The following is a 23381-nucleotide window of genomic DNA, read 5'->3' as shown; positions in this document are numbered from 1 at the left end:
GCATCAATGCAGACAAAACGAGTCTATATTAATGGGGAATGTCCGGAGCCTGAACTGATTTCTGAAGGCGCAAATTGGCTTCGCGCAGGCGAACTTGTGGCTTTTCCAACAGAAACCGTTTATGGCTTAGGAGCAAATGCCCTCGATGCTGCGGCGTGCGCCAAGATTTTCGCTGCCAAAGGCAGACCCCAGGATAACCCTCTGATTGTTCATATTTGCAGCCGAGAGATGGCTGATAGATTAACCGATGGATGGACAGCTGAAGCAGAGCTATGTGTTCATCATTTTTGGCCCGGACCTTTAACCTTGGTGCTTAGAAAAAAACCGATTATACCGGATGTCGTCACAGCCGGATTGCCGAATATAGCGCTGCGGATGCCCAGCCATCCTGTGGCCTTGCGCCTAATTGAAGAATCCGGCCTTCCTATCGCGGCACCAAGTGCCAATCTATCCGGAAAGCCAAGCCCGACCAATGGGAGTCACGTCTGGCGTGATCTGAAAGGGAAAATTCCTCTGATTCTTGATGCAGGGGTTTGCTCCGTTGGGTTAGAATCTACGGTTCTTGATTTAAGTGGGGACATACCGACGATTTTGCGTCCGGGTGGTATTACAAGGGAACAGTTGGAGGAAGTCCTGGGGAAGGTTGAGGTAGATGTTCCCAAGGAGAACCAAGCCCCTAAAGCACCGGGAATGAAGTACCGCCACTACTCTCCTCAGGGAGAGATGATTTTACTGGTAGGTTCTTCAGATCGTGTTGTACATCGCATGGGCCTGGAAATCCAGCGCGGGCATGCTCGATTGAAAAAGGTTGGGATTCTTTGCACTCTGGAAAGTGCCCCTTTACTGCACAATCTGCTTCCGGATCTTCTCTTTGTTTTAGGGTCAAAAGAACGGCCTCATGAAATAGCGGCAAATTTATTTGAAGGATTGCGGATTTGCGATGAACAAGGTATGGATTTGATTTTGACAGAAGGAATGGAAGAAGAAACCGGTCTAGGGGCAGCCATTATGAACCGCTTGCAGAAGGCGGCCGGGCAAAGGATTGAATTCCTCTAAGCTTAACCCCGTCTAAGAGACCCTTCCCTCAGCATATACATAGGGAGAACGGGGGGAAGGATATTGAATTTAGCGTGGGTTATTGCTGTGGCAATTGCTTTAGGCACGGATGCGTTCTCTTTATCGCTGGCCATTGGCCTATCCGGAATCCGGAAAGGCTTAATGCTGAAATTAATTATAGTGGTAGCCGCTTTTCATGTGCTGATGCCTTTAGGCGGGATGATCTTGGGTCAGGCCTTAGGGGCAATTTTAGGTCAATTTGCAAGCTGGATTGGTGCCGTGATAATTATTGGTTTGGGAGGACATGTGTTCTATAAAGTCTATCGCCCTACGGTAGAACGATTTTCCTTCGCTGAAGCTAAAAGGGCCATGCTGCAAAGAAAATTATTTAGGGACATTTCCTATAAGGGATGGAGCCTGTATGTGTTGGCCGCCAGCGTCAGTTTGGATGCCTTGACCGTCGGTTTTTCGCTTGGGACCTTTGGCTTCAATATCTTGATCAGTGTTATGGTAATGGGTCTTATTGCCGGATTGATGACTGGTTTGGGGTTGTTCTTAGGCCGCATCATAGGGACACGTTTGGGAGATAAGGCTGAATTATTAGGCGGTATAGCCTTGTTCTTAATCGGCGTAAAATTGCTTTTCTGATGAGGTGGCATTATGTCGTTGAAATTGTTATTTATTTGCACAGGCAATACTTGCCGGAGTCCCATGGCCGAAAGGCTTGCCCGTGAACTTTTGGGAGAAGAGGTTCAAGTCGGTTCGGCAGGAATAGCGGCTTGGGAGGGTGAAAGGGCAAGTGTTCAGGCCATTGAGGTTCTTAGAGAAAGAAATTTGGATTTATCGGATCACCGTTCCAAGCAAATTAGTACAGAACTGATGACGGAGGCAGACTGGATTATCCCCATGACCCAAGCTCAGGAAAACAGCCTCAAACAGCGTTTTCCGGAATTTGCTCCCAAAATACGCTGTTTAGGGAGATGGGGAGAGCAGAGACGAGATATTCAAGATCCGTGGATGGGCTCGGTTGCCGATTATCGTCGAACAGCGTTAGAAATAGAAGAGTTATTACATTTATTAAAGGAACGTTTGAATGAGGGAGCCGAGAAACCATAGAGGTGAGCATAAGACAGAAGAAAGATGCTTAAACTAGCGACATTGTCGCTAGTTTTTGTATGTTTTTTATTTTGCAGGGATTTTGTTGCTATTTGTAGAACTGAATAATATTTAGAAAAGATGGAGGAATTAATGTGAGAGTTGTTCTGGGAGCAGACCACGGTGGATATGAGCTTAAGGAGGCCATACGTGCTCACCTAGAGTCACAAGGATATGAGGTTCGGGATGAAGGGACTCATTCCAATGAATCGGTGGATTATCCTTTGTATGGTTTTGCCGTAGGAAATGCCATTCTCAAGGGTGAAGCTGATTTAGGAATAGCCTGTTGCGGAACAGGACAGGGTATATCTATGGCGGCCAATAAACTTCCGGGAATTCGTTCTGCCGTCTGCACAGATACATTTTCGGCAAGGATGGCCCGGGAACATAATAATGCCAATGTTCTAGCCTTAGGAGGTCGGGTTATAGGCATTGGCCTTGCCCTTGACATTGTGGATATCTTTTTGAAAACTGAGTTTTCCGGGGGCAGACATGCCAGGCGAATAAATTTGATTACTGACATAGAACTTGGCAAGAGAGTATAACATTAGTCCAGTGAAGGGGGGCCTTATACGTGGAAAAGGATGCTGCGCAAAAACTTCAAGAATTAGCTATTAAGTGGGAAGAAATTTTAGACAAATTTTTTCAACAAGTAACACTGCGTTCACGGCAAATTCTTGTCTTAGGGTGCAGTACTAGTGAGGTAGTCGGACATCGTATAGGGCAAGGAAGCAGTTTAGATGTTGCTGAGACATTGTTGCCGCCATTATTGGAAAGGGTTCAGCAAAAAGGAATTTATTTAGCGGTTCAAGGTTGTGAACATATTAATCGTGCCTTAGTGGTAGAAGAATCTTGCGCAGAACATTACGGCTTGGAGGTTGTCACAGTGCTGCCGGCGCTTCATGCCGGAGGAGCTATGACTGTAAAAGCATGGGAGTCCTTTTCCTCGCCGGTTATGGTAGAGCGCATCCAAGGCCATGCCGGGATCGATGTAGGGGACACGTTTATCGGCATGCATTTGCGTCCGGTTGTTATCCCTGTTCGGATTCATGTTAAAGAATTAGGGGAAGCCCATCTTACCTTAGCCGGGACTCGCCCGCGCCTTATCGGCGGTCCTCGGGCCAGATACGAATAATCCGGGAGCAAAAAGTAATAATTATTCTTCAAACTAAATGATAGGAGCGAGTAACATGGATTATATTAATCAATGGGTTAAACCACAGGATCCCGAAGTTGCCAAAGCGATGGAACAGGAGGAAAATCGTCAGAGACAAACTATTGAACTGATTGCCTCGGAAAACTTTGTGAGCAGAGCAGTTTTAGCAGCTCAAGGTTCAGTTATGACCAATAAGTATGCGGAAGGTTACCCAGGCAAACGTTACTATGGGGGATGCGAATATGTTGATGTTGTAGAAAATTTGGCTCGGGAACGAGTGAAAAAAATCTTTGGCGCAGAGCATGCCAATGTTCAGCCTCATTCAGGCTCTCAAGCCAATATGGCGGTTTATTTTGCTATGTTGAAACCAGGGGATACAGTGTTAGGAATGAATTTGTCCCATGGTGGACATCTGACCCACGGAAGTCAAGTGAATATCTCCGGAACCTATTTTAACTTTGTATCTTATGGTGTTGATAAGCAGACGGAACGCATTGATTATGAAGAGGTTCGAAAAACGGCCCAGGAACACAGGCCGAAGTTAATTGTTGCAGGGGCCAGCGCTTATCCGCGGATCATTGATTTCGTAAAAATGCGGGAAATTGCTGACGAAGTCAACGCGTTATTTATGGTTGATATGGCACATTTCGCCGGGTTAGTAGCGGCAGATCTTCATCCCTCTCCGGTACCCTATGCCCACTTTGTAACATCGACGACTCATAAGACGTTAAGGGGTCCGCGAGGAGGTCTGATTCTATGCAAGGAGGAATACGCTCAGGCCATTGACAAAGCCATTTTCCCCGGAATTCAGGGAGGCCCTCTCATGCACGTTATTGCCGCCAAGGCGGTTGCCTTTGGAGAAGCTCTGCAGCCGGAATTTAAAGAGTATCAAAAACATATTGTGGAGAACGCCAAAGCGTTGGCCCAAAACTTAGTAGAAAAGGGTTTCCGACTCGTATCGGGAGGAACAGACAACCACCTGATGCTTGTGGACGTAAAACCGAAAGGTTTAACCGGAAAAGAAGCCGAACATATCCTCCATGAAGTCGGTATTACGGTCAATAAAAATACCATACCTTTTGAAACAGAAAGTCCTTTTGTAACCAGTGGAATTCGCATCGGTACTCCGGCGGTTACCACTCGGGGGATGAATCCTCAGGCCATGGCTCGAATCGCCGACGCTATAGACCTTGCCTTGACCTCACACCATGAACCTGATAAACTAGCGAAGGCACAAGGAATTGTCAGTGCATTATGTGCTGAATATCCTTTATACGCTAATTTAAATTAGGAGTTGAGACCAGAACATGGCAAAACTTCAAGTCCTTGATCATCCTCTCATTCAGCATAAGTTATCATTAATTCGCGACGAAAAGACGGGTTCCAAAGAATTTCGAGAACTTGTAGAAGAAGTCGCGATGTTGATGGCATATGAAGTAACCCGTGATTTTCCCCTTCAGGAAGTTGAAGTCCAAACACCGGTAGCTGTTGCCAAAACTAAAGTAATTTCCGGACGAAAGGTTGGCTTGGTCCCTATTCTGCGTGCAGGTTTGGGCATGGTAGACGGTATGCTTCGGCTGATTCCAGCGGCGAAAGTTGGACACGTAGGATTGTACCGGGACCCGGAAACTCTTTCTCCTGTGGAGTATTATTGTAAACTGCCCAGCGATATTGCAGAGCGGGATCTTATTGTGATTGACCCGATGTTGGCGACGGGAGGCTCGGCGTCAGCTGCAATTACCTTTTTAAAAGAGCGAGGGGCAAAGAATATTAAGTTAATGTGCCTGATTGCTGCGCCGGAAGGTATAAAAGCTGTGCAAAATGCACATGCTGATGTTGATATATTTGTTGCGGCAGTCGATGAATGTTTAAATGATCATGGATACATTATTCCGGGGCTCGGCGATGCCGGAGACCGTTTGTTTGGGACAAAGTGATGAAACAGGAAACACGCCCAAGCTGGGACAGTTATTTTATGCAACTGGCTGATGTGGTTGCCGGACGTTCAACCTGTTTGCGACGTCAGGTTGGAGCTGTCATAGTTAAGGACAAACAAATTTTAACGACAGGATACAATGGGAGCCCTTCGGGGCTTCAACATTGTGAGCAAATTGGGTGTTTACGGCAGAGCTTAAGCGTTCCCTCAGGGGAACGCCATGAGATCTGCCGTGCTGTGCATGCAGAGCAAAATGCTTTGGTACAGGCTGCCAAGCATGGGGTAGCGATTACAGGAGCCGATCTTTATACAACCCATCAACCATGCGTGCTGTGCACGAAATTGCTGATTAATGTCGGGATAAAACGTGTGTTCTATCGTTATCCCTATCCGGATCAACTGTCCTTGGACATGGCGCAGGAAGCCGGACTTCAGTTGATTCATTTTGAGGAGGACATTCCAAAGCAATAAGCGTTTGTTCACCTCACTTCATCTCTTGAGGGATGATTCAATCGAAGGGAGTAAGCAAGTGACCAGACAGAAAAAAGTAATGGTGGTCTTTGGCACTCGTCCGGAGGCTATTAAGATGGCCCCCGTTATCCAAGCTCTTAGACGGCAGGAATCGATTTACTGCCAGATCGCCGTGACAGCCCAACATCGGGAAATGTTAGATCAGGTTCTCCAATTATTTAACTTAACCCCTGAGTTTGATCTTAATCTTATGAAACAGGGGCAAACCTTAACGGACATAACAACCCGTGCTCTTAATGGCTTGCGGGAGGTGTTGCAGCAGGAATCTCCTGATCTTGTTCTGGTGCATGGAGACACAACGACGACATTTGTTGCAGCACTGGCGGCCTTTTATGCCCAAATACCCATAGGACATGTAGAGGCAGGATTGCGTACTGGGAATAAATATTCTCCCTATCCGGAAGAAATGAACCGAAGACTGGCCGGCGTTCTAACGGATCTTCACTTCGCTCCGACGGAAAGAGCAAAAGAAAATCTCTTGCGCGAAGGAGTGGAACCCGAAAAAATATTTGTTACGGGGAACACTGTGATCGATGCTTTGCTGGCGACAGTTCAAACAAATTACCGCTTTCTTGATCCTGAAATCCAATCCATCGTTAAGCAAAGCGAAACATCTCGAATGATTCTGGTGACTACCCACCGCAGAGAAAATCTCGGTGAACCGATGCGGCAGATTTACCAGGCGTTAAGCAAGATGCTTGAGCTGTTCCCGGATACTTATGTAGTTTTCCCAGTTCATAAAAATCCGAAGGTGCGTAAAGTCGTAGAAGAAATTTTAGGTACTCATTCGCGAGTCTTTCTTGTTGAGCCCATGGATTATGAACCATTTGTAAATCTAATGGCACGTTCGCATCTAATTTTGACAGATTCCGGGGGGATTCAAGAAGAAGCGCCTTCTCTGGGGAAACCGGTTCTGGTAGTACGAGATACAACGGAGAGGCCCGAGGCGGTGGAAGCCGGGACGGTTTCCCTGGTGGGGACAGGTTTTGACAGCGTCTTAGCCGAGCTTAAACGTCTCCTAAGCAGTGAAGCTGCTTATCAACAAATGTCAATGGCAAGTAATCCATACGGAGATGGGCATGCAGCAGAAAGAATTGCCCAAATTATTACTAAAAATTGAATTCAGCGATAGAAATATAATATGTATAAAAAAGCACAAAGTTATGGTATAGTATGTTACAATAGGATTGAATATGGAACAAAAAGACAAATACCATTATCTGTGAACAATCTTTTGAATACTCTTTATATAGCATTTCTATTCTTTATATAATCTTTATTTAATCTTTCTATCGACGGTAAAAGGGAAGGAATTTTACATTAGTCACGCGAAAGTATTTACTAGCACATAGCAAAGGACGAAGGAATGTGGCGGGTAATCTAAAAGCATGGCAAAAAGCGCTGGCAATAGGTTCAAGTATTGCAACCACATTGGCAGGGCTCGTCGGAGGAGGTTTTTTTTTAGGGCGCTATCTGGATGCTCGTTGGGATACTCAGCCGATTCTGACCATTGGCTTAATGTTAACAGGGCTGGTTTTAGGAGCGAGTTATCTGGTAATTACTTTAAAAGAGTGGATGACCGATGATAAGAAGTAGTGTTGTTGCTTTTTGGGGCGGGACAGCATGTTTTTTGCTGGGATTTGCGGTTTTAGGTCATCAAGCTTTCCTGGGGAGCTTAATCGGGTATTGGACTGGGTTTTCCTATACTATTTGGGTCTACCGGGACACGCTGAAGAGTTCAGAACTCGATGTTGGTACTGCAATACGCCGCATGCGACGGAACTTTTTTTCCAGGTTAGGAGTAGTTACTCTGATTGTTGCCGCAGTTGGACGCTTTCATAGAAGCTGGCTTCCAAGTTTGGCGCTAGGGATTGCTGTGGGGTTGATAATCTCATTTATCACCGTTGCAATACAAAGAATTCATTTAGAAAGGGGGGAGGAAAAGAATGAATGAAGAAACAGTATTATGGCACTTGGGAAGCATGACCTTTCACGCAAGAACATTAATTAATACTTGGCTGGTAATGGCTGCTGTCTTAATATTTTGTTTAATAGGGGTTCGTAATTTAACAAGCGGCAAGCCGGGTAAAATGCAGAACGTCATGGAATGGATTGTCGATTTCGTTAAGAACCTTGTATCCGATAATATGAATTATGAACAAGGACGCCCGCTTTTGGGTTACTTATTAACGCTGATTATGTTTGTTTTCTTTTCCAATATGGTCAGCGTAATCCCAAACTTAACATTTGGCCTGTTTGAAGATTTTCACATAGACTTTGCCCATTTAAATGAGATTTTTGCACGTCAAGAGTATTTTTCGGCTGCACCTACCTCAGATATTAATGTTACCATGGCCCTGGCCTTGTTAACAATTATCTTGGTAGTCAGCCTGGGGATCAAGACCAAAGGGGCACATTATTTCCATCACTTTGTTGAACCACATCCGGTGTTTGCAATTATTCACTTTATTGACTTATTGGCTAAGCCATTGACGCTCGCCTTTCGTCTATTCGGGAATATCTTCGCCGGTGAGATTCTTGTCAAAGTTATCTGGATGCTTCCGGGGCTTAGTGTCCTTCCAGGAGTGTTGCCTCAGGTGGTTTGGCTGGCCTTTAGTATCTTTATCGGTGCCATCCAAGCGTACGTATTTACTGTTTTGACCACCGCTTATATTTCTCAGGCTGTTTCGCCTTCGGAAGAACATTAATCAATTCTTGGGTTAGTTTTCAGTGAAGTTTTGAAGTTCACTGAGGGAATAATTTTTATTAATTTTTGGAAATTAAGAAGGGAGGAAATTTAATGGATGCGCATGCTGCAGCTGCACTTGGTGCAGGTATCGCTGCTGGATTAGCGGCCTTCGGAGCATCACTCGGTAATGGTAATGTTATTAGCAAAACGATTGAGGGTATCGCTCGTCAACCAGAAGCTAAAGCGACATTACAATCAACCATGTTTATCGGTGTAGGCTTGGTTGAGGCTCTGCCACTCCTTAGCTGGGTCGTTGGACTGTTGTTGATGTTTACAGTGAAGTAAGTTCGTATGATGGGCTAAACGGATTGCGCCTATCTTAATCAAGGGGGGACGTAAGTTCCCCCTTGAAAAAAATCATCCCGACGACAATCAGACTCGAGAGGGGGGTAGACCATTGGGTGGGAATCCTATTCAATTTGACTGGACATTAGTGGCTACAATTTTATCATTCCTGCTGCTCGTTTGGTTGCTAAAAGCGAAAGCATGGGGCCCGTTAATGAAAATCATGGAAGAACGACGGACTCATATTGAATCCATGCTTTCTCAGGCAGAAAGTGAACGAATACAGGCTGAACAAATAAAACGCGAATACCAAGAAGAAATGCGTAAGGCTCGTCAAGAAGCTCAAGAAGTGATCGCTAAAGCCACCAAGGTAAGCGAAGAACGAGCGGCCGAAATCTTGGCTCAATCCCACGAGGAAGCTGAAAAAATCAAGAAATCTGCCCTTGTGGACATTGAACGTGAACGTGATCGCGCGATTTCAGAGGTTAAGGCACAAGTCGCAGATCTGTCAGTTCTGGTGGCCGAAAAGATCATTCGTCAAAAGCTTGATCTGAAAGGTCAAGGGGATCTCATTGATCAATTCATTCAAGAAGTAGGGGAAATGCAATGATAAATGGATCACTTGCGCGCAGATACTCTCAGGCCTTGTTTGAAATTGCCTCCGAGACGTCCCTTGATGTGATAGATACCGACTTGCGTGAACTTACAAAGCTAGTTGAGGAAAATGATGAGGTTAAAAAGGTTCTGCTTCACCCTCATATTTCGCTTAGCGAAAAGAAGTCGGTCATGGCCAAATTGCTTAGCGAAGATTTTAGTGAAACCGTCCGTCATTTCCTTTACCTGTTGATTGACCGCAAAAGGGAAAGTCTCTTGCCGTTTATTCAACGTGAGTTTACCCGGTTGGCAGATGAGGCACGGAAAGTTGTGGAAGCAAAAGTGGAAAGTGCTATCGCTTTAAGCGCTTCGCAGCTGGATGATCTCAAAAAGGCTATAGGGCGTATGACTGGGAAAGATGTTCGTATTATCAGCGAAGTCCGTGAAGAACTCATTGGTGGAGTTCTGATTCAAATCGGAGATCGCGTGATGGATGGAACCATTGCTCATGCTTTGACCAAAATGCGTGAGGATTTACGTAGAAGCACAGATAAACCTCAGGAAGTAGGGGTGAAATAAAAGGATGAACTTGCGTCCAGAAGAAATAAGTTCTATTATCAGACAGCAAATTGAACGCTATGAGTCAGCTGTTGATACCGTAGATGTCGGGACTGTTATCCAGGTTGGTGACGGAATTGCCCGTGTTTACGGTTTAGAGAAGGCCATGGCCGGTGAACTATTAGAGTTTCCGGGTAAAGTATATGGCATGGCTATGAACCTCGAAGAAGATAATATTGGTTGCGTTATTCTTGGACCCTTTACCGGGATTAAAGAGGGCGACCAGGTCAAAAGAACAGGGCGGATCGTGGAAGTTCCGGTTGGTGAGGCTCTGATTGGCCGGGTTGTTAACGCTCTTGGACAACCCATTGACGGCAAAGGGGAAATTGTGACGGATAAATTCCGTCCCATTGAAAACCGAGCCTCTGGCGTTATTGCACGGAAATCGGTTCATGAACCTGTGCAAACCGGTCTTAAATCAATCGATGCTATGGTTCCCATTGGCCGCGGTCAGCGTGAGTTAATCATCGGTGACCGTGAAACAGGTAAAACCGCTCTGGCCATCGATACGATTATTAACCAAAAAGGCCAGGATATGGTTTGTATTTACGTTGCTGTTGGGCAAAAGGCTTCAACCGTTGCCAGCGTTGTTCAGAAATTAGAAGAACACGATGCTATGAAGTATACGATTGTTGTTGCTGCCACAGCTTCTGAATCAGCACCAATGGTTTATATTGCACCTTATTCCGGTGCGGCCATGGGTGAAGAATTCATGTATAACGGTAAGCACGTTCTCATTATTTATGATGACCTTTCTAAGCAGGCCGTTGCTTATCGTGAACTTTCACTGCTTCTGAAACGCCCACCAGGACGTGAAGCATACCCTGGTGACGTTTTCTACCTCCACTCCCGTCTCTTGGAACGTGCTGCTAAGTTATCTGACGAACTCGGTGCGGGTTCTATGACAGCACTCCCTGTTATTGAGACTCAGGCCGGAGACGTTTCAGCTTATATTCCTACAAATGTTATCTCTATTACAGATGGTCAGATCTTTTTGGAATCAGACCTCTTCTACTCCGGTTTCCGCCCGGCCATCAACGTTGGTCTCTCCGTCTCGCGGGTAGGTGGCAGTGCGCAAATCAAAGCGATGAAACAAGTTGCCGGTCAGCTCCGTTTGGACCTTGCCAGCTATCGTGAATTAGCTGCATTCGCCCAATTTGGTTCGGACTTGGATAAAGTGACCCAAATGCGCCTCAACCGTGGAAAACGGACAATGGAAATTCTCAAACAAACTCAGTACGCGCCAATGCCTGTTGAGGAAGAAGTTGTGGTTATTTACGCTGCGGTTAAAGGATTTACCGATGATATTGATGTTGAGAAGATTGGGAAATTTGAGCAAGAGTACCTGCGTTTCATGCGCTCCGTTAAGGCTGACCTGTTGACTAAAATCCGCACCGAAAAGGCGCTCTCCAACGAAATGATCGCCGAACTGGAAAAAGCGATTAATGAATTCAAGCAGGGGTTTGTGGCCTAGATTAAAAAGGAGTAGGTGAATGAGGTGGCAGGAGTACGCGATATTCGTCGCCGGATCCGCAGCGTACGTAATATGCAGCAGATCACGAAGGCGATGAAAATGGTTTCCGCGGCCAAACTCAGAAAAGCCCAACAAAAACTTATCGCTGCCCGCCCGTATGCCAACCAATTGCAAGGGGTCTTGGAGCGCCTATCACAGGCTGGGGATACTGTTCATCCGCTTTTAGTCAAGCGGCCTGTGCAAAAGGTGGTTTATGTATTAATTACATCGGACCGTGGTCTCTGCGGAGGGTATAACGCGAACCTGATTCGGAAGACGACCGGTTTGATTGCCGAAACGCCGCAAGAAGTTAAGTTGGTGACGGTAGGCCGCAAAGGTCGGGATTTCTTCCGCCGTGGTAAAATTGAGTTTTTGGCTGAGTTTGTAGCGCTTGGTGATGATCCAAGTTTTAATCAAGCAAAAGATATAGCTCAGGAAGTAATTCGGCTCTATGAGCAAGGTGAAGCGGATGAGGTATATTTATTGTATACTGAGTTCGTTAGCGCTATCACGCAAAGACCTTCGCAAGTCAAATTACTCCCTATTGAAAAACCTGAAGGCAAATATGGAAAACAGTATATTTTTGAACCGTCTCCGGATGAAATCCTTGCCGGCTTATTGCCGAAGTATGTGGAAACACAGATCTTCCGGTCAATTCTTGAAGGAAAAGCTAGTGAGCAAGGTGCCAGGATGACGGCTATGAGTTCGGCAACGGATAATGCCACGGACATGATTGACCGACTGTCGCTGGCTATGAATAGAGCCCGGCAGGCGGCGATTACCAAGGAAATATCTGAAATTGTCGGTGGAGCAGCTGCTTTAGAATAAGCTGCCGGAAATACCCAATAAGGAGGTTTTGCACCTGTGAAGAACGGCAAGGTTTTGCAAGTCATGGGACCGGTAGTTGACGTTGCTTTCGCACCTGATGAACTGCCGGAAATATACACTGCTATTAAGATCAAGGTTCCCGAGAAGAACATTGATCTTACCTTAGAAGCTGCTCAGCATCTAGGAAATGACACAGTACGCTGCGTAGCTATGTCCTCTACCGATGGTCTGCAAAGGGGCATTGAGGCAATAAATACCGGTGCACCAATTACAGTTCCTGTTGGCCCAGCGACACTGGGGCGGATGGTTAACGTTTTAGGAGAGCAAATTGATAACGTCGGAGAAATCAGTATGGAGCATACTTATCCGATTCATCGTCCTGCTCCCGCCTTTGAAGATCAAGAACCATCAACCCGTATTTTAGAAACCGGAATCAAAGTTATTGACTTACTGGCTCCCTACTCGAAGGGTGGTAAGATCGGACTCTTTGGCGGTGCCGGTGTTGGTAAGACAGTCTTAATCATGGAACTGATCAACAATATTGCTAAGCAACATGGTGGTATCTCTGTATTCGCCGGTGTTGGAGAGCGGACTCGTGAAGGAAACGACCTTTACCACGAAATGAAAGAATCAGGCGTTATCGATAAGACAGCCATGGTGTTCGGTCAAATGAATGAACCGCCTGGTGCTCGTCTGCGGGTAGGATTAACCGGACTGACCATGGCGGAATATTTCCGTGATGAACAAGGTCAAGACGTGTTGCTCTTCATCGACAACATTTTCCGCTTTACTCAGGCAGGATCTGAAGTTTCGGCTTTGCTCGGCCGGATGCCATCTGCTGTTGGTTATCAACCAACTTTGGCTACAGAAATGGGTCAATTGCAAGAGCGGATTACTTCAACTCGTACCGGTTCTATTACTTCAGTACAAGCTATCTATGTGCCGGCTGACGACTTAACAGACCCCGCACCGGCAACAGCATTTGCTCACTTGGACGCTAAGACAGTTTTGTCCCGTGCCATTGCCGAAATCGGTATTTACCCGGCAGTGGACCCACTGGATTCAACATCACGGATTCTCTCTCCCCTGGTTTTAGGTGAAGAGCATTATGCGGTTGCCCGACAAGTTCAGCAAATTCTGCAAAAATACAAAGAGCTGCAGGATATCATTGCAATTCTCGGTATGGATGAGTTATCTGAAGAAGAGAAACTTATCGTTGCCCGGGCACGTAAGATTCAACGGTTCTTGTCACAGCCATTCTTCGTTGCAGAAAACTTTACAGGTTCGCCTGGAAAGTATGTGCCTTTGAAAGATACAATTCGTGGCTTTAAAGAAATTGCGGAAGGTAAATACGATGACATTTCGGAGGCAGCCTTCCTGATGGTGGGCCCCATTGAAGAAGTAGTTGAAAAAGCTAAGAAAATGGGGGCGTAAGCCATGGCAAGTACATTTGGATTGCGCATTGTCTCCCCGAATGGAGACGTTCTGAAGGAAGATGTAGAGTTTGTTGTGCTTCCTGGGGGAGCCGGTGAGTTAGGAATATTACCTAACCACGCACCTCTTATTGCGGGACTTGATATTGGCGTTGTTCGTTACACGATCAATGGTACAGTCAAACGCCTTGCCTTAGCGGGTGGCTTCGTCGAAGTGGCTGATAACTCTGCAACGATTCTTGCTGATACGGCTGAGCTGAGTGAGAACATTGATCTCCAGCGTGCCTTGGCAGCGAAGGAGCGCGCTGCAAAGCGTTTAACTTCACCAACCAGTGAAGTCGACGTAAAACGGGCGGAGTATGCTCTGCGTAAAGCTGTGGCTCGGATTAGTGCATCTGAAGATAAGAAGTAAGCTAACCGAAGTGATTAATATTAACCAGCCTTGATCAGTAGGAAATTAATATGTATACTATAAGGGACCCTATGAGGGTCCCTTTTTTTTTATTATGTGCAAGACAACACAATCTGTAGTCCGTAAGCTTAAATTAAAGTAAAATTAAATTAAATTAGAGGAAAAGTAAAGTAAGTCCGCTGAGTAATAGCTCAAGACTCAATTACAGGCTTAAGAGTTATCAGGAGGTCTCTTCAGGTTATGAACCCTGGAATAAATTATAATAATAAAGAGTGGTAAGGATGAAAAATATAGTTAAATAAAGCACAGATATACGTTAGCTTTCACACGATTTGGCAAAACTACCTGTAAGTCCAAAACGTGAGAGAGGTTTAATTGTTTTGAAAAAAATAATAAATATCTTAGGTAAAAACGTAGTTAAAAAGCATAGTAACGTTGGAATACTAGTAGTATGCATTCTTCTGATGCTGTGCCTAAAAACAAATGTCTTAATGGCCCAAAATACGATGAATGATGATGGGGTTTCGAATAAGTCAATCCCTTTACTTTTAAATTCGAAATTTGTAGATGCATCCGAAGCTAGGGTAACTATGGTGATTTGGTTTGATGATTCAAATAGGCCACTCTCCTCTGAGCAAATTACTAATCCGCCGGTTAAGAATTGGTCTTGGTCAAATAATTATCTGCAGGCAGGAAATAGCAGAAGAGCTAGTACCATTTCCGGAGAAGGATTGGTAAATAAAAAAGAAGAACTTAAAGTATATAAATGGTATACTATAATGGCGCCGAAAATAGCCAAAGCCGGCGGCAGGATGTACTTAGATGAACGTGTTCCGGAAAGTATAGACATACCGGCCTATTTGAATCACATAGATGCTCAGCCGGTACAGTGGGCTATTTCAGATAACTTAATTTCTATTGCGGCTTATCAAAAGCTAATCAATCCAAGCGTTAAGATTGGGACGGACAAGCTAAATATACAAATACTCAGTCGAGGGGAAGCTGCAAAAGGAGAAACCGTTTTGGCAATCCCTGTATTATTAGAAGAATTTTGATCAATTTGAGTGGAAAATAGTCGAAATCAAGCAGGAGAAACTACAAGACAGAGAGAATAATATTTAGCTGTGCTTGTCATTAACCTGGAATAGGGGGTGTCTTCAAAATTTGAGTAAGCTAATAATTACCGGCGGGAAACAGCTCGAAGGAACAATCACGGTAAGTGGAGCAAAAAATGCTGTACTGCCTATCATAGCGGCGAGTTTGCTTAGCGCAGAACCTATCCGGCTAGAGGATGCTCCGGATTTATTAGACGTTAATATTATGAATCAAGTGATTTCAGCTTTGGGGGCAGAGGTTGTACGTGAAGGCTCAACACTTAAGATTCAAGCTAGTTCGATAGATTGCATAGAGGCCCCCTATGATCTCGTATCACAGATGAGGGCGTCCATCGTGACGATGGGACCGCTTTTAACGCGACAAGGTCACGTGCGTATTTCTCATCCTGGAGGATGCGCAATTGGCTCCCGTCCCATTAACTGGCATCTTAAAGGTTTAGAAGCTTTAGGTGCAGAGGTAAAGATGGATCATGGGTTTCTCGATGTCACGTGTAACGGACTCAAAGGTGCTAGGATATATTTGGATTATCCCAGTGTCGGAGCAACAGAAAATATTATGATGGCTGCGGCGTTAGCACAGGGAACTACTTTGATAGAAAATGCAGCTCAGGAACCGGAAATTGTGGATTTAGCGACATTTATTAACGAGATGGGCGGAAAGGTCCGCGGTGCCGGGACGAGCATTATTCATATTGAAGGGGTTCGTGAGCTGCATGGTACTACTCATACCGTGATTCCTGATCGCATTGAAGCAGGAAGTTATTTGTTGATGGCTGCAGCGACAGGGGGAGACGTACTTGTGCAGAATGTTATTGCAGATCATCTTAAACCCCTGATGGCTAAAATGGAAGAGGCAGGGATTCATATTTCCGAAGAAGGGGATGGAATTCGAGTCACAGGCGATGGAATTTATACTGCAGTTGATGTAAAAACTCAAGTCCATCCAGGATTCCCGACAGACTTACAAGCTCCGTTCATGGCCTTTTTAACTAGGGCGAAAGGGACAGGTTTAATAACTGAAACTGTTTTCGAAAATCGCTTTATGCATGTGGATGAACTTAAACGCATGAGAGCAGAAATTAAGATTGAAGGACGAAGCGCGGTGGTACAAGGAATTCAGCGCCTCAGTGCAGCCCCTGTTACGGCTACTGATCTGAGGGCCGGAGCTGCCTTAATACTCGCGGGGTTAACTGCAGAAGGAATGACGGAAATCCGGGGAATTCATCATATTGATCGAGGCTATGAGCGGGTGGAAGAAAAGCTTTCACGCATTGGCGGCAACATAGTGCGAGTTGATTAGAGATTCCTTAGTAAGCACTTTCAAAGATGGGGTGATAACAAACGTAATTGTTTGTTATCACCCCATCTTTGTATTAAAGAAGTGTCTTTTTGTCACTTTTGCCATATTCGAAATTGATCCGGCATAGACTGAAAAAAAGGCTTGGACTTGTGGGGGGATACGATGAAAAAGGAATTGTTCTGGTTGATTATTCTTTCGTCATTATTAGTTTTGATAATTCCCTGGAGCTTGGATCACTGGCAAAAAGGCAAAATTAGCACAAAGGATATATCAATTCGCGTACTCATGGCTGACGGAAAGGTTTCGTCAATGCCGCTGGAAGGATACCTGGTGGGTGTTGTGGCAGCAGAAATGCCCGCGGAATTTGAACTTGAAGCGCTTAAAGCACAAGCGATTGCCGCTAGGACCTATGCCGTTAAACAGTACAGTAAACGAGGATCAGCAGATAAGGGGTATGATGTTGATACCACAGTCAAAACTCAGGCATGGTTATCAAACAGCGAACTAAGAAACAAATGGGGCTTGCTTAATTATTTTCGTTATCGGAGTAAATTGGAAAAGGCAGTACAGGAAACTCGTGGTTTGGTACTGGTGGCAAATGGAGATTATATTGATGCATTTTATCATAGCAGCAGTGGGAGAAAGCCTACAGAACGATCCGAAGATGTATGGGGGTCTCCCCGGTCGTATTTGCAAAACGTCAGCTCAGGTGAGACGAATCCGGATCGATATGTTGAAACGCTAAAATTCAGCAGAGAAGATATAATTAAAAAAATGGGGATAACAAATCTATCACACCCGCTTCTTTCAGGGGATTTTAGCATAGTGAGCAGAACGGCAGCAGGAAGGGCTAAGACTGTAAAACTCTTAGGCAAAGTTTATGAGGCGACCCAACTGAGAGGGTTGTTGGGATTACCTTCCACAGATATTGAAGGTGTTGTACAGGGGGACTATCTGATCATCACAGCATATGGCAAGGGTCATGCTGTGGGAATGTCTCAATGGGGGGCAAACGATTTAGCGCGTCAAAAAATGAATTCGCAAGAAATTTTATATCATTTTTATCCTGGGACAAAAATAATGCAAGTTAAAATCAATTAAGAGATAACAACGATATTAAGTCAATTCATGTTCCTTAAATGCAAGTTTTGACTATTAATTCGTTTAGCAACGGGATAACCGCTCACTCAAAGCCATTGCGATTAGAAACGACTAAAAGAAAGAGGATTCGGCAAGTATAGGTTTGAGGTGAGTTTAATGATCCGTTGGAGAGGATCCCTGAGCTGGATTTTGGTTTGGCTTTGTTCAATCATGATTGGGATAGGAATTTTAAGTTTTGGTTATTTTGATACATCATTGAAATTTATCTCCGAAAAAGAGTCATTAAAAACAAACTCAGAGATTCAATCAATAGCACTGCAAAAAGAGACGAAAGTTCAACAAAGGCTAACTAAAGATTCGAAAACAAACGTACAACTTAAAGCAATAAAAGAACCTAAAACCGTAGCAGAATCAAAAAAAGCGGCAAATTTAAATACGCACTCAGCAGAAAATATTGTGATATTAACAAATAAAGACTTTCCAAGTCCAGTTCGGGGAAGGCTCCTGAGGGGTATCGAAAACTATTACAATGATGTTTTTAAAAGTTATTTATTTCATCCCGGTGAAGATTTTGCAGAACCTGAAGGGACAGTTATTCGTGCAACCCATCCGGGAAAGGTGATTTTTGCCGGCTCTGATCTTCTTCTAGGACAGAAGGTAGTGCTGGATTGCGGACAAGGTTGGACAGTAGTCTATGGAGGTTTGGAAAACCTTAGGGTCCAGGCAGGACAGATTGTAGAAATGCAGGGACTGATCGGTCAAGTCGGATTTTCTCCAGGGGCAGAAGGGGTAAATAATCAGTCCCAGCTACACTATGAAGTTTTGTGTGGAAATAAGGTTGAGAAGTCCGGATCAGAAGAGGGGAATTTATAACATTAGGTATAAAAGGAATATGTTAATTAAGAACACAGTATTTACCATCAAAAGACATCCATTTATGGATGTCTTTTTTCAATGAGAATGCATATAAATGTACTACACATGTGGACGAAAGGAGGACTCTGCGTGCAAGAATATATACGTAAACGGGTACTCGATATAGGAACCTATATTTTGGAATCGAGTGCGACGGTAAGGCAAACTGCTGATGTTTTTGGTGTATCAAAGAGTACTGTACATAAAGACGTGACGGAACGGTTACCTTTGGTCAACGAAAAACTATCGATGGAAGTCAAGCACATTCTTGAAATGAATAAGGCAGAGCGCCATATTAGAGGAGGAGAAGCAACGAGGAAAAAATATCAGGAAAATTAGGAAAATTATAGGACTATGTTTAACGAGAATATGTAAAAAATTTGAGAAAGATAAAGGATTTAGAGATTTTATCACGAATTGTTATGTGATTAAGCTAGCATATCTCCCGTAAGGGAGATTATGCTATTTGATGCTATATTTGAGGCTATAAATGGACAAGCTATAGATAACGAAAGGGGTATTTCCAGTAATGTTTGGAATTGACTTGGGGATAGATTTGGGAACGGCAAGCGTTTTGGTATATGCCAAGGGTAAAGGAATTGTATTGCATGAACCCTCTGTTATCGCTATTGATCGCAGCACCTCAAAACGAATTGCCGTGGGAGAAGAAGCCCGCCTCATGATAGGGCGGACTCCAGGTAATATTATTGCTGTAAGGCCGATGCGCGAAGGGGTAATCGCAGATTATCAGACAACTGAACTCATGTTAAAATACTTTTTAGAAAAAGCCGGAGCAAAACGATGGCCCTTCTTCCGAACACGTGTCGTTGTTTGTATACCTTCCGGAGTTACCGAAGTAGAACAGCGAGCTGTGAAACAAGCAGCATATCAGGCCGGTGCTAAAGATGTCAAAGTTGTTGAAGAACCTTATGCAGCGGCTTTAGGTGCCGGGTTGGACATTTCCGGTCCTACCGGCAGCATGGTCGTAGATATAGGCGGAGGAACCACGGACATAGCTGTTTTATCCCTCAATGGGATTGTAGCCAAACGCAGCCTTCGAGTCGGCGGTGACAAATTTGATGAAGCTATCAGCCGATATATTCGAAGAGAGCATAATTTGATGATTGGAGAACGTACTGCAGAGGAAATCAAAATTGCCGTTGGAGCGGCAATACCGGAGGGCAGACCCTCAGCAGATATTGATGTCCGCGGACGAGATCTTATAACCGGATTGCCAAAGACCGTAAAGGTAAATTCACAGGAATGTTTTGTGGCCTTAGAAGAATCAATTGATGCCATTGTTTCCGGTGTTAAGGAAGTGTTGGAGCGTACTCCGCCCGAACTTTCTTCAGACATTCTTGACAAAGGTATTATTATGACAGGCGGCGGCTCATTGATCTATGGTTTTGATACTCGTATTTCCCGCGAGACCGGACTGCCGGTAAGTTTAGCGGAAGATCCGGTGTCCTGTGTTGCCTTAGGCACTGGCAAAGTATTAAATGGATTCTAAGTCCGTTAATAGTAAGTTTTATAATCAGAAATAATTGTCCAAGGTGAGTGCCTTTTACGAATTAAGTTTTATTCGAATGAGGTCTTGCCTTGGATTTTCTTAATCGAAAGGAAGAGTTTTTGTGAGAGTAAATATTCTGGGGGTCACAGTAGATACCTATTCAATGTCAGAGACCGCCGAGAAAATTAAGCTCGCGGTTTCTGCCCAAAGGCCGATTAGAGTAGTTACTGCAAATCCTGAAATAATTTACGCTTCTCAATACAACTGGGCGCTTAAGAACGTAATAAATTCTGCAGATATTATCACAGCAGATGGAATTGGAGTAGTATGGGCGGCGCGGCAGTTGGGAACTCAAATAGAGGAACGAGTGACAGGAATTGATTTGGTACAGTCACTCTTTCCAATCGCCAATGCTGAGAAATGGCGGATGTATTTTCTCGGAGGTAGACCGGGGATTGCAGAACAGGCCGTTAAACAAGTTGCTGAAGATTACCCGGGGATTGTCTTCCACACAAGTCATGGTTATTTTCAGCCCCATGAAGAGTCTGGAATATTAAAGGAAATTTGTGAGTTTCGGCCGGATGTTTTACTTGTGGGTTTAGGCGCTCCGCGTCAAGAATTTTGGCTTGCAGAACATCCGGGCCTAACATTTGTTGGCATTGGTGTAGGAGGGAGTTTTGATGCCCTTGCAGGGACCGTTAGGCGCGCACCAAAGCAATTCCAAGACCTGCATATTGAGTGGCTCTATCGTTTGCTTAAAGAACCCTGGCGCTGGAAGCGTCAGACGGTTTTGCCCCGGTTCCTTTTTAAGGTTCTATGGCAGCGGTTAAAATCTTGATCCCAAGTTATAATTTTATTACTATATCTCAACAGAGTAAGGATTTATAAATTTCTTCAGTCGCTCTGACCATCTCTTCAACAGAAAACAAGGGCCAACGACGTTGCCCTGACGAAACAAGGGATTTTGCCAGTTCAGGATTCTCAATCAGCAAAGTGCAGGCATTAATAAGTTCCGAAACATTTCCGGGAGGGACAAGTAAGGCTTCTTTCTTAGAGCGTACAACTTCGGGAATTCCTCCGATTTCGCTGGCTACAATGGGAACACCCATTTGCATGGCTTCCAGAAGAACCAAACCCATACCTTCACTTATAGAAGGCAGCATAAAAATGTCCATGGCCGGGAGTGCTCGATAAGCTTGAGGGAGGAAGCCTGCAAAGGTATAAGGCAGTGAAGTGTTTTGAAGTTCGGCCTCGAGGGTCGAACGCAGGGGTCCTTCTCCGATAATCAGGAGATGAAGTTTGGGAAATCTCTGAACGAGCTGGCTGGCGGCGCGGCATAAAAATACATGCCCTTTGGTAGGATGCAGGCGGCCAATGGTCCCCAGAACGAAGGCATCCTTTGGGATGCCCCATTGTTCACGGAATTGAACTCGCATAGCTGAAGAGTCAATGAAAGGCAGGGGAGATTGCCCGTTATAAATTGTAGTGAGGTGCTTTCCCCCACGAGAGGAGACTTCCATAGAGAGATAGTGGGAGACAGTAATTATTTTTGAAGTCATGGGGAGAGTCAGCCGGTCAAGACCAATTGCTAAGCGTGCTGACCAAGGGGATAGATAGTCATGGGCAAGTGAACTGTGCACCGTGGTTACATTAGGAAGTTTGAGTAATTTCGCGCTAATCCGCCCGAGAAAATTAGCCCGTGAACCGTGAGTGTGGATAAGGTCAATGCCCTGTTGGCGAAGATAGTGCATAAGACTCGGAAGAAGTGAGAGGTCAAGAGGGTTGCGCATGATGAAGGATTGAGTCGGGATGATGGGTTCAGCAAGCTCAGCGAAAGGACCTTGAGTTAGACAGATTAAAGAGGGGCGAAATTGTGATGGGTCTAAATTTTGGAGGAGAGTTAGAACATGTTGTTCAGCTCCCCCAATTTCTCCCCCTCCGATCATATGTAAAATTTTGAAGGTTTTCATGGGACGTTTCATCTTCCCTTCAATTAGAAACTTAGGTATACTAGGTATGACAAAGGTATTACTCTCATCTTATGAAGAAGAATATCTGATTCTCATCATATGATAAACATGTACATTTCTGCAAGTGTTTCATCCGGTAAGATTCAAGGAGGAGTTTTAGTGCTTTCAAGTCAAGAGATCCAAGATATTATTCCGCACAGGTATCCCTTTTTATTGGTTGATCGCATCGTAGAATTAGAGGAAGGGAAACGGGCTGTAGGGCTAAAAAATGTAACAATTAATGAGCCTTTCTTTCAAGGACATTTTCCGGGGCATCCAATTATGCCGGGGGTTTTAATTATTGAAGCTTTAGCCCAAGTTGGGGCAGTTGCAATATTGAAAATGCCTGAATACGCTGGGTTCTTAGGGTTATTTGCCGGTTTGGATGAAGTGAAAATCAGAAGGCAAGTTATCCCTGGCGATCAATTGCGTTTAGAAGTTGAAGTATTAAAACTTCGTAAAACGTTTGGCGTTGCTAAGGGAAAAGCCTATGTAGGGGAAGAATTGGCCGTCGAAGGCACTCTGAAATTTTTTCTCGAGAAGAATGCAGCTATTTGATGGGAACAACTGCATAAAGTCAGCAGAGCCGGGAGCAGCAGAGCAGCCTCCTGGCTCTTTATTATACTATCTGAAAAGTATAACCATTGGTTGTCTACTGCAAGAAGAGTTAATTCGTGTGAAGACATGTCCTCGCCATCTAGCATCAGTGCAACTAACCTAAAGAATATTCACGCAACTCCTGCTTAATACATAAGTTGTAAGTGGGAGCGTGAGAGTATGCTTGGATGGGGGCTTATTGTAATATTCATTATCTTGTTATGGAGTCTATATTCCCATTGGGAGTGGAGAATTCCGCAAAAACTAGAGGAGTTTATTCGAGCTGAAAAAAATAAGCTTGGCGCTAACTCGATGGGGATCCTTTTTGACCGGAGGGAATTGAAAGAAGATGAACTGGAGAAAGATTTAGCTTGTCTGCAAAAGAGATTTCCTCACCTAAGTAAAAAAAATAAGGTTCATTTTTGGATTGAGGTCGAGGTGGATCGAGCTATAGCCCAAGAACCGCGAAAGAAATACTTAACTTGTCTTCAGCGCAGGTTCTCGGATATTGAAATATCCGTCGGGCAACAAAGATATAGCGAATAACGACTATACTTAGAGTTGGATA

29 protein-coding genes are annotated in these 23381 nt (G+C 44.6%); 28 read left to right on the top strand and 1 reads right to left on the bottom strand.

What is annotated here, in order from left to right:
- Positions 1-6: 6 nt before the first annotated feature.
- The 26 genes from DESACI_RS22135 to DESACI_RS22010 all read left to right on the top strand — a co-directional run bounded on the left by DESACI_RS22135 (position 7) and on the right by DESACI_RS22010 (position 21045).
- Positions 7-1056 carry an L-threonylcarbamoyladenylate synthase gene (locus DESACI_RS22135; protein ID WP_014829457.1) on the top strand — a complete coding sequence of 350 codons (1050 nt, stop codon included), beginning with the start codon at positions 7-9 and terminating at the stop codon, positions 1054-1056.
- Positions 1057-1119: 63 nt separating this feature from the next.
- Entirely contained in the window at positions 1120-1704 is a 585-nt protein-coding gene (locus DESACI_RS22130) for a manganese efflux pump MntP (protein WP_014829456.1), read from the top strand.
- A 12-nt stretch (positions 1705-1716) separates the two neighbouring features.
- Positions 1717-2172 carry a low molecular weight protein arginine phosphatase gene (locus DESACI_RS22125; protein ID WP_014829455.1) on the top strand — a complete coding sequence of 152 codons (456 nt, stop codon included), beginning with the start codon at positions 1717-1719 and terminating at the stop codon, positions 2170-2172.
- Between the two features lie 134 nt (positions 2173-2306).
- A complete protein-coding gene (gene rpiB / locus DESACI_RS22120; protein WP_014829454.1) occupies positions 2307-2756 on the top strand; it encodes a ribose 5-phosphate isomerase B in 450 nt (149 codons plus the stop codon).
- A 29-nt stretch (positions 2757-2785) separates the two neighbouring features.
- Positions 2786-3346: a TIGR01440 family protein gene (locus DESACI_RS22115; RefSeq protein WP_014829453.1), complete on the top strand. Its 561-nt coding sequence runs from the start codon at positions 2786-2788 to the stop codon at positions 3344-3346.
- Between the two features lie 55 nt (positions 3347-3401).
- Positions 3402-4658 (top strand): serine hydroxymethyltransferase, encoded by a 1257-nt coding sequence (locus DESACI_RS22110; RefSeq protein ID WP_014829452.1) that lies wholly within the window; start codon positions 3402-3404, stop codon positions 4656-4658.
- A 16-nt stretch (positions 4659-4674) separates the two neighbouring features.
- Positions 4675-5304: a uracil phosphoribosyltransferase gene (gene upp / locus DESACI_RS22105; RefSeq protein WP_014829451.1), complete on the top strand. Its 630-nt coding sequence runs from the start codon at positions 4675-4677 to the stop codon at positions 5302-5304.
- Complete coding sequence (locus DESACI_RS22100) at positions 5304-5774, top strand: deoxycytidylate deaminase (protein WP_014829450.1); 471 nt, start codon at positions 5304-5306, stop codon at positions 5772-5774. Before upp ends, DESACI_RS22100 begins: the two co-directional genes overlap by 1 nt.
- Positions 5775-5832: 58 nt before the next feature.
- The gene (gene wecB, locus DESACI_RS22095) at positions 5833-6954 is read left to right on the top strand and encodes a non-hydrolyzing UDP-N-acetylglucosamine 2-epimerase (protein ID WP_014829449.1); all 1122 of its coding nucleotides are present in this window, start codon (positions 5833-5835) and stop codon (positions 6952-6954) included.
- Positions 6955-7202: 248 nt separating this feature from the next.
- The gene (locus DESACI_RS22090) at positions 7203-7430 is read left to right on the top strand and encodes an AtpZ/AtpI family protein (protein WP_014829448.1); all 228 of its coding nucleotides are present in this window, start codon (positions 7203-7205) and stop codon (positions 7428-7430) included.
- Positions 7417-7788: a hypothetical protein gene (locus tag DESACI_RS22085; protein WP_014829447.1), complete on the top strand. Its 372-nt coding sequence runs from the start codon at positions 7417-7419 to the stop codon at positions 7786-7788. Before DESACI_RS22090 ends, DESACI_RS22085 begins: the two co-directional genes overlap by 14 nt.
- Positions 7781-8542, top strand: a complete 762-nt coding sequence (atpB, locus tag DESACI_RS22080) for a F0F1 ATP synthase subunit A (protein ID WP_014829446.1) — start codon at positions 7781-7783, stop codon at positions 8540-8542. Before DESACI_RS22085 ends, atpB begins: the two co-directional genes overlap by 8 nt.
- A gap of 92 nt (positions 8543-8634) precedes the next feature.
- Complete coding sequence (gene atpE / locus DESACI_RS22075; RefSeq protein WP_014829445.1) at positions 8635-8868, top strand: F0F1 ATP synthase subunit C; 234 nt, start codon at positions 8635-8637, stop codon at positions 8866-8868.
- Positions 8869-8980: 112 nt separating this feature from the next.
- The gene (gene atpF / locus DESACI_RS22070) at positions 8981-9478 is read left to right on the top strand and encodes a F0F1 ATP synthase subunit B (RefSeq protein WP_014829444.1); all 498 of its coding nucleotides are present in this window, start codon (positions 8981-8983) and stop codon (positions 9476-9478) included.
- Positions 9475-10041, top strand: a complete 567-nt coding sequence (locus tag DESACI_RS22065; protein ID WP_014829443.1) for a F0F1 ATP synthase subunit delta — start codon at positions 9475-9477, stop codon at positions 10039-10041. The genes atpF and DESACI_RS22065 overlap by 4 nt, the downstream gene beginning before the upstream one ends.
- 4 nt (positions 10042-10045) lie before the next feature.
- Positions 10046-11554 (top strand): F0F1 ATP synthase subunit alpha, encoded by a 1509-nt coding sequence (gene atpA / locus DESACI_RS22060; RefSeq protein ID WP_041276175.1) that lies wholly within the window; start codon positions 10046-10048, stop codon positions 11552-11554.
- A 24-nt stretch (positions 11555-11578) separates the two neighbouring features.
- Positions 11579-12421 (top strand): ATP synthase F1 subunit gamma, encoded by an 843-nt coding sequence (atpG, locus tag DESACI_RS22055; RefSeq protein ID WP_014829441.1) that lies wholly within the window; start codon positions 11579-11581, stop codon positions 12419-12421.
- A 36-nt stretch (positions 12422-12457) separates the two neighbouring features.
- The gene (atpD, locus tag DESACI_RS22050) at positions 12458-13855 is read left to right on the top strand and encodes a F0F1 ATP synthase subunit beta (RefSeq protein ID WP_014829440.1); all 1398 of its coding nucleotides are present in this window, start codon (positions 12458-12460) and stop codon (positions 13853-13855) included.
- Between the two features lie 3 nt (positions 13856-13858).
- Positions 13859-14266 (top strand): F0F1 ATP synthase subunit epsilon, encoded by a 408-nt coding sequence (locus DESACI_RS22045; protein WP_014829439.1) that lies wholly within the window; start codon positions 13859-13861, stop codon positions 14264-14266.
- Between the two features lie 332 nt (positions 14267-14598).
- Positions 14599-15321, top strand: coding sequence for a YwmB family TATA-box binding protein (locus DESACI_RS22040; RefSeq protein WP_148271362.1), 723 nt, complete (start codon positions 14599-14601; stop codon positions 15319-15321).
- Between the two features lie 109 nt (positions 15322-15430).
- Positions 15431-16681, top strand: coding sequence for a UDP-N-acetylglucosamine 1-carboxyvinyltransferase (gene murA / locus DESACI_RS22035; RefSeq protein ID WP_014829437.1), 1251 nt, complete (start codon positions 15431-15433; stop codon positions 16679-16681).
- 162 nt (positions 16682-16843) lie between these two features.
- The gene (spoIID, locus tag DESACI_RS22030) at positions 16844-17782 is read left to right on the top strand and encodes a stage II sporulation protein D (protein WP_014829436.1); all 939 of its coding nucleotides are present in this window, start codon (positions 16844-16846) and stop codon (positions 17780-17782) included.
- A 156-nt stretch (positions 17783-17938) separates the two neighbouring features.
- Positions 17939-18655, top strand: coding sequence for a M23 family metallopeptidase (locus DESACI_RS22025; RefSeq protein WP_014829435.1), 717 nt, complete (start codon positions 17939-17941; stop codon positions 18653-18655).
- Between the two features lie 132 nt (positions 18656-18787).
- Entirely contained in the window at positions 18788-19036 is a 249-nt protein-coding gene (gene spoIIID / locus DESACI_RS22020) for a sporulation transcriptional regulator SpoIIID (RefSeq protein ID WP_014829434.1), read from the top strand.
- Between the two features lie 190 nt (positions 19037-19226).
- Positions 19227-20207: a rod shape-determining protein MreB gene (gene mreB, locus DESACI_RS22015; protein WP_014829433.1), complete on the top strand. Its 981-nt coding sequence runs from the start codon at positions 19227-19229 to the stop codon at positions 20205-20207.
- 121 nt (positions 20208-20328) lie between these two features.
- Positions 20329-21045 carry a WecB/TagA/CpsF family glycosyltransferase gene (locus DESACI_RS22010; RefSeq protein ID WP_014829432.1) on the top strand — a complete coding sequence of 239 codons (717 nt, stop codon included), beginning with the start codon at positions 20329-20331 and terminating at the stop codon, positions 21043-21045.
- Positions 21046-21073: 28 nt separating this feature from the next.
- Here DESACI_RS22010 and DESACI_RS22005 read toward each other — a convergent pair whose 3' ends face one another.
- On the bottom strand, positions 21074-22177 hold the full coding sequence (locus DESACI_RS22005; protein ID WP_014829431.1) for a glycosyltransferase family 4 protein: 1104 nt from the start codon (positions 22175-22177) through the stop codon (positions 21074-21076).
- Positions 22178-22336: 159 nt separating this feature from the next.
- On the opposite strand from DESACI_RS22005, the gene fabZ reads away from it, so the two are divergent.
- Together fabZ and DESACI_RS21995 are read left to right on the top strand one after the other, a co-directional pair.
- Positions 22337-22774, top strand: coding sequence for a 3-hydroxyacyl-ACP dehydratase FabZ (gene fabZ, locus DESACI_RS22000; RefSeq protein WP_014829430.1), 438 nt, complete (start codon positions 22337-22339; stop codon positions 22772-22774).
- A 219-nt stretch (positions 22775-22993) separates the two neighbouring features.
- Positions 22994-23359, top strand: coding sequence for a hypothetical protein (locus DESACI_RS21995; protein WP_014829429.1), 366 nt, complete (start codon positions 22994-22996; stop codon positions 23357-23359).
- Positions 23360-23381 lie beyond the last annotated feature (22 nt).

Source organism: Desulfosporosinus acidiphilus SJ4 (assembly GCF_000255115.2).
Classification (GTDB): Bacteria; Bacillota; Desulfitobacteriia; order Desulfitobacteriales; family Desulfitobacteriaceae; genus Desulfosporosinus; species Desulfosporosinus acidiphilus.
The sequence above is the reverse complement of the archived record's forward strand: the minus strand, read 5'-3'. Positions and strand labels throughout refer to the sequence as shown.

Bases quoted from the DNA above. Each gene is read 5' to 3' on its own strand.
- DESACI_RS22135 (WP_014829457.1), top strand. From the start codon at position 7: ATGCAGACAAAACGAGTCTATATTAATGGGGAATGTCCGGAGCCTGAA.
- DESACI_RS22125 (WP_014829455.1), top strand. From the start codon at position 1,717: ATGTCGTTGAAATTGTTATTTATTTGCACAGGCAATACTTGCCGGAGT.
- DESACI_RS22110 (WP_014829452.1), top strand. From the start codon at position 3,402: ATGGATTATATTAATCAATGGGTTAAACCACAGGATCCCGAAGTTGCC.
- upp (WP_014829451.1), top strand. From the start codon at position 4,675: ATGGCAAAACTTCAAGTCCTTGATCATCCTCTCATTCAGCATAAGTTA.
- DESACI_RS22100 (WP_014829450.1), top strand. From the start codon at position 5,304: ATGAAACAGGAAACACGCCCAAGCTGGGACAGTTATTTTATGCAACTG.
- DESACI_RS22085 (WP_014829447.1), top strand. From the start codon at position 7,417: ATGATAAGAAGTAGTGTTGTTGCTTTTTGGGGCGGGACAGCATGTTTT.
- atpB (WP_014829446.1), top strand. From the start codon at position 7,781: ATGAATGAAGAAACAGTATTATGGCACTTGGGAAGCATGACCTTTCAC.
- atpE (WP_014829445.1), top strand. From the start codon at position 8,635: ATGGATGCGCATGCTGCAGCTGCACTTGGTGCAGGTATCGCTGCTGGA.
- DESACI_RS22065 (WP_014829443.1), top strand. From the start codon at position 9,475: ATGATAAATGGATCACTTGCGCGCAGATACTCTCAGGCCTTGTTTGAA.
- atpA (WP_041276175.1), top strand. From the start codon at position 10,046: ATGAACTTGCGTCCAGAAGAAATAAGTTCTATTATCAGACAGCAAATT.
- DESACI_RS22045 (WP_014829439.1), top strand. From the start codon at position 13,859: ATGGCAAGTACATTTGGATTGCGCATTGTCTCCCCGAATGGAGACGTT.
- spoIID (WP_014829436.1), top strand. From the start codon at position 16,844: ATGAAAAAGGAATTGTTCTGGTTGATTATTCTTTCGTCATTATTAGTT.
- DESACI_RS22025 (WP_014829435.1), top strand. From the start codon at position 17,939: ATGATCCGTTGGAGAGGATCCCTGAGCTGGATTTTGGTTTGGCTTTGT.
- mreB (WP_014829433.1), top strand. From the start codon at position 19,227: ATGTTTGGAATTGACTTGGGGATAGATTTGGGAACGGCAAGCGTTTTG.
- DESACI_RS22005 (WP_014829431.1), bottom strand. From the start codon at position 22,177: ATGAAAACCTTCAAAATTTTACATATGATCGGAGGGGGAGAAATTGGG.
- DESACI_RS21995 (WP_014829429.1), top strand. From the start codon at position 22,994: ATGCTTGGATGGGGGCTTATTGTAATATTCATTATCTTGTTATGGAGT.